The 12488-nt window shown below is 42.8% G+C and carries 12 protein-coding genes and 1 rRNA gene; 2 read left to right on the plus strand and 11 right to left on the minus strand.

What is annotated here, in order from left to right:
- Positions 1-13: 13 nt before the first annotated feature.
- From SHALO_RS14930 to SHALO_RS14960, 7 genes are read right to left on the minus strand one after another with little or no spacing between them, the layout of a single operon-like run.
- On the minus strand, positions 14-1033 hold the full coding sequence (locus SHALO_RS14930; RefSeq protein ID WP_069479232.1) for a 4Fe-4S binding protein: 1020 nt from the start codon (positions 1031-1033) through the stop codon (positions 14-16).
- The gene (locus tag SHALO_RS14935; protein ID WP_069479233.1) at positions 1027-1578 is read right to left on the minus strand and encodes a TorD/DmsD family molecular chaperone; all 552 of its coding nucleotides are present in this window, start codon (positions 1576-1578) and stop codon (positions 1027-1029) included. The genes SHALO_RS14930 and SHALO_RS14935 overlap by 7 nt, the downstream gene beginning before the upstream one ends.
- On the minus strand, positions 1578-1967 hold the full coding sequence (locus SHALO_RS14940; RefSeq protein ID WP_069479234.1) for a hypothetical protein: 390 nt from the start codon (positions 1965-1967) through the stop codon (positions 1578-1580). The genes SHALO_RS14935 and SHALO_RS14940 overlap by 1 nt, the downstream gene beginning before the upstream one ends.
- The gene (locus tag SHALO_RS14945) at positions 1964-3148 is read right to left on the minus strand and encodes an ethylbenzene dehydrogenase-related protein (RefSeq protein WP_069479235.1); all 1185 of its coding nucleotides are present in this window, start codon (positions 3146-3148) and stop codon (positions 1964-1966) included. Before SHALO_RS14945 ends, SHALO_RS14940 begins: the two co-directional genes overlap by 4 nt.
- On the minus strand, positions 3145-4248 hold the full coding sequence (locus SHALO_RS14950; protein ID WP_069479236.1) for a 4Fe-4S dicluster domain-containing protein: 1104 nt from the start codon (positions 4246-4248) through the stop codon (positions 3145-3147). The genes SHALO_RS14945 and SHALO_RS14950 overlap by 4 nt, the downstream gene beginning before the upstream one ends.
- Positions 4249-4251: 3 nt before the next feature.
- Positions 4252-7071 (minus strand): molybdopterin-dependent oxidoreductase, encoded by a 2820-nt coding sequence (locus tag SHALO_RS14955; RefSeq protein ID WP_069479237.1) that lies wholly within the window; start codon positions 7069-7071, stop codon positions 4252-4254.
- 59 nt (positions 7072-7130) lie between these two features.
- A complete protein-coding gene (locus SHALO_RS14960) occupies positions 7131-8159 on the minus strand; it encodes a sulfurtransferase (RefSeq protein WP_069479238.1) in 1029 nt (342 codons plus the stop codon).
- Positions 8160-8384: 225 nt separating this feature from the next.
- Here SHALO_RS14960 and SHALO_RS14965 point away from each other — a divergent pair, with 225 nt between their 5' ends.
- Both SHALO_RS14965 and SHALO_RS14970 read left to right on the plus strand, forming a co-directional pair.
- Positions 8385-8750: a hypothetical protein gene (locus tag SHALO_RS14965; protein WP_069479239.1), complete on the plus strand. Its 366-nt coding sequence runs from the start codon at positions 8385-8387 to the stop codon at positions 8748-8750.
- Positions 8743-9549, plus strand: coding sequence for an Mrp/NBP35 family ATP-binding protein (locus SHALO_RS14970; RefSeq protein ID WP_069479240.1), 807 nt, complete (start codon positions 8743-8745; stop codon positions 9547-9549). The genes SHALO_RS14965 and SHALO_RS14970 overlap by 8 nt, the downstream gene beginning before the upstream one ends.
- A 21-nt stretch (positions 9550-9570) precedes the next feature.
- Here the strand turns inward: SHALO_RS14970 and SHALO_RS14975 are convergent, their stop codons facing one another.
- The 4 genes from SHALO_RS14975 to rrf form a co-directional block, all read right to left on the minus strand.
- On the minus strand, positions 9571-11010 hold the full coding sequence (locus tag SHALO_RS14975; RefSeq protein ID WP_069479241.1) for a DUF3373 family protein: 1440 nt from the start codon (positions 11008-11010) through the stop codon (positions 9571-9573).
- A 40-nt stretch (positions 11011-11050) separates the two neighbouring features.
- The gene (locus SHALO_RS14980; protein WP_069479242.1) at positions 11051-11392 is read right to left on the minus strand and encodes a hypothetical protein; all 342 of its coding nucleotides are present in this window, start codon (positions 11390-11392) and stop codon (positions 11051-11053) included.
- Between the two features lie 243 nt (positions 11393-11635).
- The gene (locus SHALO_RS14985; RefSeq protein ID WP_037958767.1) at positions 11636-11974 is read right to left on the minus strand and encodes a hypothetical protein; all 339 of its coding nucleotides are present in this window, start codon (positions 11972-11974) and stop codon (positions 11636-11638) included.
- Between the two features lie 325 nt (positions 11975-12299).
- Positions 12300-12415 (minus strand): 5S ribosomal RNA (gene rrf / locus SHALO_RS14990).
- Positions 12416-12488 lie beyond the last annotated feature (73 nt).

The following is a 12488-nucleotide window of genomic DNA, read 5'->3' on the forward strand; positions in this document are numbered from 1 at the left end:
ATATTTTTTCTTTTTAGTGGCTTTGCGATGCCAAAACAAACATTTGCGCATGTTCATTTTCAAATGTATAACACCGCTCACACACCTTTTCACCGCCTTTGTAGGAAAAAGCACATTTACATGTAAGGCAGACCTGTAGATCGTGGTGCATTAAAACAACCGCTAGATCATAGGCAAAATCCACCAAATCCACCGCTTTGCGCACCTGTCGTATCGCCTCTTTTTTACAAATCGCTTCACAAATACCACACCCGATACACGTGCCCATTTGAAAAAGAAGCTCAGTCTGATCATGGTTGTAACTCAGTGCATGGGTCGGGCAAAACTGCACACACTCTTTGCAGTTATCGCACGTTTGCAAAACCTCTTTCGTATGTACAAAAGAGAAAGGCTCCACCTTCAAACTCGCAGAAAGTGTTGTTTTAAGCACTTTTTTGAGCTCAAACCGCGGTGCTTCTGGTAAGCTTGGAACATATTTAGCAGGTGCGATGAAACGCTCAAAAAAGGCTCTGCGTGTGCTCGCTTTGGGCTTTTGGAAAGAGAAGCTAATGCGTTCATTTTTGTGCAATTTGCCCACAAAATCATTGGCTTCATCAATGCGCGCACGAATCCTTTGCTCAACCGCACCCCCACGGTTATGCTCACACATTGCACACTCCAAAAGATGACATGTAACGTTTTTTCCCTCCAGCAAAAGCGCACACCATTCATCAACGCTAAATGCTCCCAAGCAGGGCATTTCACCTTTACATGTAAAGAGTGGTGAGCTCTCTTTTTTCACATACTCTAACGCTTTTTGCAAGGAAAATCCATACAATGAAAGCGCTTTGGTTGGACACGCTCCCATACATGCGCCGCACTGTGTGCACAAAGAACTCAGGCGCAGTTTGCCTTGCTTGAAAACAAACGCCTCGTGCGCACACGAATCTTGGCAGAGCGTACACGCATTGTTGGCATATTCATTGCGCAAACACGCCAAACGATCCAACGCAAACGCCCCAACGCGGTCGATGTAGCGTGTTCGATCTAACATAGTCCCTCATAATCAGCGATGATAAACTCTGCACCCAACGTGCAAAGCCCCTTGTAAAAAGGTGTTTGCGCCATCTCCATCATGCTTAAAAGATAGATCGGCGCCCAGTTGAGAAGATGCTTTTGCAGAAACGCTCTTTGCGCATCCATCTCTTTTTTCAGGATCAAATTTTGCATAAAGGCACACTCAAAACTAAGATGATCGGGGGCTAAAAGCTCAGATTTGCTCAGGGTGAGCTCGTAGCCATGTTCAAAATAAAACTGCATGACAGGGTTTTGAAGCCCAACCAAAACCTCTTCTTTGTCCTCCAAAATGGATGATTCGATGGGAAGTGAGTGCATCACAAAGAGTGAATTAAAATCGACATTGAGGGCTTCTTCAAGCTCAAGAAGAGGCGTGGTTTCAAACCACTCTTTGTGCTCTTCCATCACAAGCTCTAAAATCGCTTGATCGCTTTGAAGCTCTTTAATAAGCTTTTCATCCAAAGCGGTTGCAAACATTTTGGATAAAAAAGCGTACATCTGGGCACGGTTTTTGGCATTCACTATAAACATCCCTTAAAGAAGCTTTTTTGAGGTGGTGGTGGCGCTTTAAAACCACTCGCGATGATGGTATCACCTCGCAGTTCCCCCATGATCGTCACATCGCTCCTGTTCATCGGCTCATCGAGTTTATAGCGAGAAATTGTACTGTAATCAATCGTATAGATTTTTTGCTCATTGTGAACAAACAACACGAGTTCATCGGTTACGTTATCGCCAAACTCCCAGCTTTTGAAACACTCACCACTGCCACACACAAAGCTTTCCAAACGACAGTCTGAAAAGTAACCATTCTGCGCGCACCATTTACTGGTTAAAAACCCTTTTTTCTCGATACTCTCGGCACATACACTGACCGCCAAAAGCACCAATAACAGTGTCATTTTTTTCATTTTTCGACCTCCACTTTGAGGGTTTTCATAAAGGCAACCAGATCATTCACGCTTTTCTCATCCAAATGCGCAAACGGTGGCATCGTTGATGTACGCACGCCTTTTTCATCGCTTGTGTACCATAAAAAGTTTTTGTGCGCATTCAGGTTGTAGCCAGGAACCACGACCGCACTTGGCTCCATGATGGACTCTTTTAGGTAACTTGCATTGGCGTATCCTCCGATATTGGAGAGATTTGGCGCCATGTAGTTAGGGGCATTTTTCACCGTTTTGTACTGATGACACGCCGAACAGTTCTCCATCATCAGCGTTTCACCATTGCTCGCATCACCTTTGACTTCATCCAAAAGGGCTAACGCTTTGGCTTTAGCATCCAGACTCACACCCACCCAAGCACTTAGGAGTTTTGAGCCATCACGGTTTTTCTTCTCGCCATCCCAGATCGCAAAAGCAACAGGAAAACTGTCCTGAAGGCTTAGGTGCTCACTTTTAAGCGGTCGCACCAAAAGCGCACTCCACATACCTTTGTCGTACTTCATCTCCATCAAAGAGGGCTCAGCGTTATCTCGAATCTGTGTCATAGAACGAAATCCCTCCGCAATAAATGCACGTTGATAATCACCACTCCCCTGCTTTGCAACCTCATTTTTGTACGAAGTAAGCTCTTTTGCAAAGGTGTTTTGGTTGGATGTGTTCACTTGATGGTAAACATCGCCACTGTTATTGGGCTCAAAAATCGTGCCCGTTGCTTTTTGCAAATGCACGATGACCGCTCGGTTCTCACTTCCCATTCCAATATAGGGTAGTTTGTCATTCGCAGTTGAAAATTGCACCGCAAAACCATCGCTGTAGTCGGTAGTGCTTTGCACTGTTTGAAGGCTTTTGGTTTTATCTTTCCATTGAAGTAAAAATGCGACTGATTTTCCATCGCTCAAAGTCTTTACATGTAAGATTTTGGCGAGGTTCGCTTCATTGGCTTTCATAAGCTCCGCATCATTCATCTCTATGGTCGTTTGAGGGTAGACCTCAACACTTTGCCCTTTTGCTTTCTGCCAAAGAGGAGACGTTAAGCTCACTTTAGAAAGATCCTCTTTTACATGTAAAGCGTTCAAACTCTGCGCCATTAAACTATTTAGCCCTAAAAGGCTCATGCACAAAATGAGCGTTTTTACTGTTTTCATGCGTGTGCCCCCTTTGCAAAAAACTTCATCTTAGAGGTGTATTTACCGCTAAGATAGCGCTCATCCACAGGTTTGATAGCGGGTAGTCCTTTTGACTTAGCATACTCAGCGTAATAGTTGTTATCGAGTCTAAACATATCTTCATGTTTGTACGCAATGAGCAAGTCCATCAGTTCACTTTCTCCTGTCTCTTTACGCTTTTTCATCTCAGCCCGAAGCGTCCTAGCTGCTTCATGCACCTCTTTGCCAAAGAGTTTTTCCAATACTTCAGGAGGTATACGGGTACTTCCCTCAATAATTTTTCCACTAGCATCAAATTTTGGTGGTGCTTCGGTTGGTGGTACGTAGTAAACGTTTGATTCAGTGCCATAATCAGGACGCAATGGCAAAGCGACTTTGAACTTTTTCACGAGTTTATAAACTTGCCCCTCTTCATCATCCAAAAAGCCGACAAAACGAATACGCCCAACACACTGTTGCGCACAGGCTGGCGGTAACCCTTTCTCAATGCGTGGAAAACAGAGAATACACTTCTCACTTTTTGAGATGCGTGGATTGAAGTAGATTTTTTTGTACGGACACCCTGCGATACAGTAGCGATACCCTTGGCAACGATCCAAATCCACCAAAACAACACCGTCTTGATCACGCTTAAAGATGGCGTCTCTTGGACAGGCACTGAGACACCCTGGGTTGGTGCAGTGGTTACAAATACGGGGAATGTAAAAGAAGTAGTTATCGTTCGGGAAATCCCCAGCTCCTTCATCTTCATCCCAGTTAGGGCCCCATTTTGGATCCACATGCGGTTTAAATTCCGCCCCGCTCGCAAGCTCGTCATGGTTATAATCCCAAGGTACACCATACTCACCTTGCAAGCTTGGCACAACGCCAGCTTTAAGGTCTCCTGCTTCATCAAACCCACCGCCAAGTTCTTGCCACTTTTTAGGATAGCCTTCGCCTGGGTAGGTCTCCACATTGTTCCAGTACATGTATTCACGCCCATTGCGGTTTGTCCACTGGGTTTTGCAAGAGACGGTACAGGTCTGACAGCCGATACATTTATTAAGATCCATTACCATGGCTAATTGACGTTGTGACATGACTTACCCCCTTGCCTTTTCAAAATTGACCGCGCCATCGTAAGCGTATTGATTTCCATCCCAAAGTCCCCCAAACTTCAAGTGCCCCCAGCCATCTGCCATCTCCAAAAGATTGAGCGCTGTCGGTACGACTTCGTTATGTCCTCGTTTATTTTTGTACATATACGGTTCCCATCCATCTTCTAAAACAATACCATCGGGTGGACACGAAGAGCTCAATTTTGCCATCGCATAAAACTCGCCAATAGCGTTAAAAATGCGAATCGAATCGCCGTCTTTAATCCCCTTCATTTTAGCCACTTCACGATTCACTTGAATCGCAGGAACACCTCTTTGTAAACGAAGCAGGGTACGGCTTGTTTTGTAATTGGAGTGAATACTCCATCTTGCATGCGGTGTTAACATGGCAAACGGATGGGCTTTAGTATCGGGACGAATGCCTTGCATACCGGTGTTGGTTTGTGCTCCCATCTTAATGTACATATCATGATCCACGTAAAAGGTTTGACGACCGCTGAGTGTCTCTAGGCGTTGAAATTTAAAGAGATGATCTTCGTTAGAGTTAAACGGACGATCGGCATAGAGTGGTGAACTTTTCGCCGCTTTTTCGTTAAGCTGTAAAAAACCACCCGTTTTGTACATCTTCTCAATCGTCCACGGCTCATACTGCACACAGTTCGCCAATGCTGCTTCCACCGCTTGCTTGTCAGTGCCTAAGAGTGGCTCCATCTCAGAGCGACTCTCTTCATCGCTGTTCGTAAACTCTTGATGCACGATGCTTAGGTCATGAAAACCCTCTTTGGCATAGCGTTTGTCATCTTTGACTTTGGCTTTTTCTTTGTTCTCAGGCTTGTTGGCGATCTCTTCAAGCTTTTTGGTAATGAGCGAGAACATACTCCACTCATCCATCGATTCACCCACAGGTTTGAGGTTTTTAGCCGGTTGCGCTAAGTTGGTAAAGCGATGATACCCAGGGCTACTTCGTATATCCCACACCTCATAGTGGCTTTTGGCTGGAAGTAAGATGTCGGCATAAACAGCCGCTTCGCTCATACGGGTATCGACATACGCAAAATATTTGGTTTTTTTCAAAAAAGCTTCTTTATAGTCATTACCTTTGTTACGTCTGAATTTTGAATCAGCCACAATAAGTGCTACTTCAGGCGTCCAATGAGGTTTAACCCCTTTTTCTTTGCCGTCTTTGCCTTTTTCAAGCAGCAATGAAACAACCTTCATATACTCCTCTTTGCTCATCCCATTTTGTGCTCGCCTAACATCGGCATCGCTAAAATACTTCTCAAACGTCTTCATGCCATCGCCCAAAATAAACTCACCCACAAAACCTGAACCAAAGCGTGCGGTGTATTTACCACTAAAACCACTCAGCGCTTCCAGACCGCTGAGTTGGAACTCATTTTCGGTATTAAGTCCGCCATACGGTCCCATGCGACCTGTTAAACCGCAGATAGAAGCGATGTTCCAGATAGACATCATGCCATTAAAGTATTTGTTCAAACTAAAGCCTGTGGTGATCTCGACAACTTTGGGAAGGGCGATGTCACGTGCAAGTTGACGTACCGTGTCTGGATGAACTCCCGTCTCTTTTTGAGTCGCTTCGGGACTGAAGTGTGCAGTGCTTCGCTTTAACATCTCAAAAACAGTGGTCACTTTCACTTTTTCACCACTTAAAAGTGTAACTTCAAATTCACCCTCCAAGAGTGGCTCAATGCCAAAGTCGCTTAGACGCAAGGTTTTATGCTCACTCCCTTCACTTCCAGGCATGATGGCAGGCGCATTGGTCTTGGCATTCCATGCGTAAAATTGCTCATCAAAGCTGTGGTGTTCTTTTTCATCTTTGCCTTTTTCCATCTCGGAGCGTCGCAATAGTTTCTTGGTGTCAACTCTCACTAAAAAAGGAAGATCGGTATAGGTTTTTGCAAAAGCGGGTTTGTACATCTTTGCATTTAAAATCTCATAGATAACACTCATCGCAAGAATGTTGTCACTTCCTGCTTTGATGGGTATCCACAAATCTGCTGCACGTGCGCTTGCATTAAACTCAGGGGTAATGACGATGATTTTCGCACCATTGTATTTACCTTCCCATACAAAGTGCGCATCAGGAATACGTGAGACCGAAGGGTTCCCACCCCAAAAGACTGCGGTGTTCACCGTGTACATAAAGTCATACGTGCAGCCAAGATTTCCTTCACCATAGGCAATCGCCGCACCGCTGAACATATCGCCAAGGTAGGACGCTGGATAAATTCGCACGGCTCCTAGTTGCGTTGAGAGACGAAGAGGACCACCACGTCTGCCTTCGGTTAAAAGACCTGTTCCTGCATGTACCATTAACTTCTCAGGACCTTTTTTAGGGTCAACCATCACATCCCAAATCTTTTGTGCGACTTCGCTAGAGGCTTCATCCCAACTGATGCGCTTCCATTTTCCCTCGCCTCTTTTGCCCATACGTTTCATAGGGTAGAGCAATCGGTCTTTTTCATACATGATCTGTGAGTGTTGCACACCCTTATTGCACCCTCTTGGGTTAAAGTCTGGCACTTTTGCATTGATGGATGGATAACGTGAAGATTGGTTTTCACGCGTCACAACGCCGTTATTTGACCAAATTTCCCACGAGCAGTTACCTTGACAGTTCACACAGTGGTAGGCAAAGCCATGCTCCTCTTTTGTACCGTAGGTAAATCCAAACTCATTACGGTACATGGTTTCGGTGTAGCTCGTATTGGGGTAATTCTCTTTTGCATTTTCGATTTTACTCACGCCCGTTTTGGCAAACGCATACCCTTCCCCTGCGATCATCGCCGCAGTGGCACTGGAGATTTTTAAAAAGTCTCTTCGCTTTAGTATATTCTTCTCCTCTATCTTCGTATCGGTAGGTTCATATCATTCGCCCATTCATCCCAACTGCCCGTATACACTTTCACATTAGGATAGCCTAAAAGTTCAAGCGCCGTAATGATGTGTGAGCTTCTTCCTGCACCCACATGACAGTAAGCGTAGATTGTTTTGTCTTTGGTGATGCCATTTTGAGCAAAAAGTGCTTGCATTTTTTCTAACTCTTTGAAGGAGAGTTTTTTATCCATATCGGTGACATTTTTCCACTCAATAAACGTAGCACCTGGTATATGGCCACCACGAGCGACATTGTCCATTTTTCGCTCACCCATTATCTCTTCAAAACCTCGTGCATCAATGATCGCATACGAAGATTTCTGCCCCTTTTGCACCAAATCTTCTACAGCTTTAAGCAGCTCCTCTTTACCTGCAATGTAGGTGTAATTGACTTTTGAAAGATCAATGCTGTACTGTTTTGGCGTCCCTTTAACTTCAACACCTTTTTGCACAATGAGCTTTTTTTCTTGCTCTTTAAGCTGTGCCATTAGCGTTTCAGCCAAAGCTTTATCCTCTTTTGCCGCTTTGATCTGCGCTTTAAGCGCGTCATAGATTTTCTGCTCAGGATCAGCCGCCATCATCGCAGCACGTCCACCATTGAGGATTTTCACCTTCTCATGCCCGTAGCTTTTAAAGTACGCATACACACCCGTAGCATTAGGCCCTTTAAAGTCATCATAGGCAATCACCAATGTGTCGTTCTCGATCCCTTTGCTTCCAATGTAATGCTCCGCCTCCTCCTTGCACATAAAAAGCGGTGCGCACTCCATTTGGCCCGTAATGTTTGAATGATGCAAATGATGCGCATACATCTCGACGGAACCTTTGATGTGCCCCGTAGCATAAATGTCTTCGTCATCGCCCGTGACAAACACCACTTTCTCTTGCCCGATCAACTTCATCGCATCCTCCGCTGAAATCAAGATGTCACTTGATGTAGCAGACAGTGTAGATACGATCAATGAACCCAAGAGAATACCTCGTAACCATCCCATGCAAACTCCTTTTTGTAGCGTTTTTACACATAAAGAAAGGCACAAATAACAGATTAAGACACAATTTTTTGCCATGAAATGCTTTAAAAAGCCCATTAATAGCTGAAGTGTTACTTTATATCCTAGTTATTTACTCGATTTTAGTCTGCCTTTACTTAACGCGATGTAAAATAAAAGAAGTATGATTAATTTGTTACATAATTGTAACTTAACTAAAGGAAATCGATGCAACACCTCCAAGAGCCCTTCGACACGCCCAAACATCTCCTTTCACTCTGGCAGTGTGGATGTTACATTCATACTCAAAATCTCATTACACTGGGTTCGGCGCTGGGCATGGAACTTCCCTTTAAAAAACGCTCTTTCCTCTTGCAAACATTGTTTTTACATGTAAAAGAGACCCACCAAGAACCAGTATTTCTCTCTTTGATGAACGACCTTTTAGACCATAAAGCACAAACGCTGCATGAGAACATCGTGCACTATCCTAAAACAGCACGTTTGATGCAGTCGTGGCTTCAAAAAATAGAAAAAACCAAGCATCTTATAACCAGAGAATTTGCTTTACATGTAAAGGAAGAACATGAATAAGATCAAACGCCCCTATGGCTCTACCCAAACGCCCAATAACCGAGCGCCGTATGCCAAAAAAGTGATCGCCATAAGCAGTGGCAAAGGGGGTGTGGGCAAAAGCACCCTTGCCGCCAATCTCGCCGTTGGGCTCGCGCAAAGTGGTTTACATGTAGGAGTGTTGGATGCCGATATTTATGGGCCTAGCATTCCACGGCTTTTAGGCGTTGAAACTGAAAAACTACGATGGAATGATGACAATCAAATGATTCCCAGTGAAAATTTTGGCATTAAAGTGATGAGTGTGGGTCTTACAACGCCCAAAAGCGATACCCCACTCGTGTGGCGAAGCTCCGTGGCAGTAAGCGCTTTAATGCAGTTTTTAGAAGATGTCGCATGGGGAGAGTTGGATGTTTTGGTGATCGATATGCCTCCAGGAACGGGCGATGTGCAACTTACCATGGCACAAGAACTTCCACTCAGCGGCATGATACTTGTCACAACGCCTCAAATGATCGCAACCGATGATGTCAGCCGCGCCATCGTGATGTTTCAAGACATTCATGTTCCTATTCTCGGACTTGTGGAAAATATGAGCTATTTCATCGCCCCAGATACGGGGAAACGTTACGATATTTTTGGAAGTGGTGGAGCAGTTAAACTGTGCAATACCTATCAAATCCCTCTTTTAGGACAAATCCCGCTTAAAAGCGATATTTTAAACCTAAGCGACCAAGGTAAAATTCCCATGGCTTTGGGTGAAGCAGCAACAAAAGAGATCTATGGAAGTATTGTAAAAAAAGTGAGAGAGGCCATTTGACCTCTCTTCTAAAGCGTTAGATTAGTATCTGTATCGTAAAGAAGCACGAATATTTTGTGCTGTTTTAACTGCACCTGCTGTTGTATCAACATCTTGAGGCGTACCCGTCCATCCAAAGAATGTATCGCTACCTGTGTAGTCATAATCAATGTAGATATAACTCAACTGTGCTGTTAAGTTTTTACCAACGATTGGTAAGATATAGTAAAGCTCATACGCATCACCACGTGCTGCAAGTTTGGAACCAACTAAAGTATCTTCGCCGTAAGTGAAGCTTCTCCAGTATTTGCTACCATGGTTATACTCAACGCCAAGTCTTTGACCTTTCATAATACCTGGAACTTGTACACCTGTGTAAATGGATGAACCTGTTTCGCTATCGCTACTTCCTAACATACCAGTAGCTGGACCTGCCGATGAGCCTATTACATTGTCATTTGGATCTGTTTTGCTATAAGCATAAGAGAGAAAGAAAATACTATCATCCAAGAAGTCACTAATACCATCACCGATACCATTAACTTGAAGCGCTAATGAACCCCCGGTTAAATCGCCAACATCTGAAAAATGATAATCTGTCATTGAGACCATATTAATATCCATCATATTCCAAGCTTGGAAGTAATTTGCCATGACTTTATATTGTCCGTTATCATAAATTTGCCAGATCAATCCCGCAAGATCCATATCTGGGGTCTGATTATCTTCACTATAACTTGGGCTAAAGCCAGTTGCCCCCATAGAATAAGAACCTGTTGTTTCAGAAAAACCTCTACCTAAGCAAAGTTTTAAGTACATTCCTGAGATACCGGTCATTTTATCCATATCAAATTTAAAGCTTGCACCATCAAACTCCATATTGATATTATGGCTAATTGGAGAAGCTGGGCTTTCATTATCATTTCTTAGATTTGCCAAAAATCCATCAACCGATGGACGTCGACCAAAAGAAGCTGCGTAAGGCATATCACCCATATCGCCTGTATAGATAAAATACGCCTCTCGTAATTTGACGGTACTATCGCTTGGCTTCTGCGTTCCATACCAATCAAAACTTTGGAACATTGTTCCATTTGTCGCCATATTACTTTGACCAAATGCTTTATAGGCACCCAAAGATCCTCTAAAGATTAAATTATCTGCAGGTTGTGATGCCATACCTAAAATTAACTTATTCGTCCAAATGCCATTATCTTGATTTTGCACGCCATTCATCTTGTAATCAACAACATCATACGCTGTTCTTAAATCAACAGTCCACTTGATGTTATCCCCAGAATCATGCGCCTTAATCTCAGATATTTGAGACTTTAAGGCATCAATATTGATTTTTGATTGAGCATTTTTGAGCTCGGCCATTTGCACTTTAAGTGCTTCAATCTCCTGCTTAAGTGAATCATCAGCGCCAAACGCTGAAGAGAGTGCTGCTCCGATGAGTAGCGGTGCGATGAGTTTTTTCATCTTTTTTTTACCTTTTCTAAGTAAGAATTATTTAACACAACTAGCAAGACGGAACGTTGCCGCTATCGCTTGCAAACTCGATACAGAAATCTCTAATATCTGGCATAAATTTTTGGAATTTTTCGCCTTTTAGAAACGCATCTAATCCCGGAAACTTTTTGGAGTATTCAGCAATAAATTTCTCGCCTTTTCCATCAAAAAGTGCTTTCCACTCTGCTTGCGTATGTTGTGTTGCGAATTTCGCTCCATTCATACTTGAACCATCTTTCATATATTTAAGATAGTACTTTTGTCCTTTTGCCGCATCTGCAAATGCAGAAGTGCTCATCATGCCCAATACCAAGAAAGCTGAAACAAGTAAACCGAAGACTTTTTTCATCATTTCTCCTTTTCAAATTTTAGATATGGAGTCATCATAACAAAAGTAAAATAAATTTTAATTTAAAAAGACGATTATGGGGACAAATAAGTAAATATTATGTTTACTTTTTTTTACTTTCCTGAACTATATAGGCTTAAAGCTGAAAGATAAGGCATTTTGTAGTAAATTTTATTTAACTTTTATAAATGCTTTTCAGATCATTTGAGTCTGATCTGAAAAGCGCGGAGTCACTTTAGAAGAAAATTAACACGAAGGAACGTTACCACTATCACTTGCAAACTCGATACAAAAATCTCTAATATCTGGCATAAATTTCTCAAATTTATCGCCTTTTAGAAACGCATCAAGCGTTGGAAACTTTGCAGAATACTCTGCAATAAACTTTTCAGCTTTTCCATCAAAGAGAGCTTTCCACTCCGCTTGAGTGTGTTGCGCAGCAAATTTTGCCCCATTCATACCTGAGTCATTCTTCATGTACTTCAGGTAGTATTTTTGCCCTTTAGCGGCATCAGCAAGTGCATTTGTACTCAAAAGCCCTACAATAAAGAAGGCTGAAACGAGTAAACCAATCAATTTTTTCATTCTTGATCCTTTTAGTTAAGTTTAGGAAAATATAGTAACGCAAAGAGACTAAAAGGTAATTGAAGAAATCAAACTTATAATATTAATAATAATTATAATAAGGCTAAATGATATGTCTAATAACAATGAAGATCTACGACGTAAGCGGGGATATAACAGGGAAGATTAAGCATGAAAGAGGAGGGTTTGTACTGGCAAAGTAAATTAACAGATAAAAAGTAAAGCGATAAAATGAGGTAAACGTTGTGTTCTATGTTAAGTAAAGGTGATGGTTGTTATTGGAGATAAAAAAGGGAGTTACGAATAAAGAGGGATAAAATCACGGAACTGGCAGCGACCTACGTTTCCATCCCAGTAAGGGAAAGTATTATCGGCGATGAAGAGCTTAGCTTCCTGGTTCGAAATGGGACAGGGCGTTTCCTCTTCTCTATAGCCACCAGAATCGTGAATTAAATGGTAAAAATAGGGGTCAGTTGTTAAACTTTAATACCTTTAGGTTTAAAGTTTTGCCCTG

The organism is Sulfurospirillum halorespirans DSM 13726, from assembly GCF_001723605.1.
Lineage (GTDB): Bacteria > Campylobacterota > Campylobacteria > Campylobacterales > Sulfurospirillaceae > Sulfurospirillum > Sulfurospirillum halorespirans.

What these genes read in the sequence shown, in the direction of transcription:
- SHALO_RS14970 (WP_069479240.1), top strand. Translation starts at nt 8,743, where the DNA reads ATGAATAAGATCAAACGCCCCTATGGCTCTACCCAAACGCCCAATAAC.
- SHALO_RS14955 (WP_069479237.1), bottom strand. Translation starts at nt 7,071, where the DNA reads ATGATCGCAGGGGAAGGGTATGCGTTTGCCAAAACGGGCGTGAGTAAA.
- SHALO_RS14960 (WP_069479238.1), bottom strand. Translation starts at nt 8,159, where the DNA reads ATGGGATGGTTACGAGGTATTCTCTTGGGTTCATTGATCGTATCTACA.
- SHALO_RS14965 (WP_069479239.1), top strand. Translation starts at nt 8,385, where the DNA reads ATGCAACACCTCCAAGAGCCCTTCGACACGCCCAAACATCTCCTTTCA.
- SHALO_RS14930 (WP_069479232.1), bottom strand. Translation starts at nt 1,033, where the DNA reads ATGTTAGATCGAACACGCTACATCGACCGCGTTGGGGCGTTTGCGTTG.
- SHALO_RS14945 (WP_069479235.1), bottom strand. Translation starts at nt 3,148, where the DNA reads ATGAAAACAGTAAAAACGCTCATTTTGTGCATGAGCCTTTTAGGGCTA.
- SHALO_RS14980 (WP_069479242.1), bottom strand. Translation starts at nt 11,392, where the DNA reads ATGATGAAAAAAGTCTTCGGTTTACTTGTTTCAGCTTTCTTGGTATTG.
- SHALO_RS14975 (WP_069479241.1), bottom strand. Translation starts at nt 11,010, where the DNA reads ATGAAAAAACTCATCGCACCGCTACTCATCGGAGCAGCACTCTCTTCA.
- SHALO_RS14985 (WP_037958767.1), bottom strand. Translation starts at nt 11,974, where the DNA reads ATGAAAAAATTGATTGGTTTACTCGTTTCAGCCTTCTTTATTGTAGGG.
- SHALO_RS14940 (WP_069479234.1), bottom strand. Translation starts at nt 1,967, where the DNA reads ATGAAAAAAATGACACTGTTATTGGTGCTTTTGGCGGTCAGTGTATGT.
- SHALO_RS14950 (WP_069479236.1), bottom strand. Translation starts at nt 4,248, where the DNA reads ATGTCACAACGTCAATTAGCCATGGTAATGGATCTTAATAAATGTATC.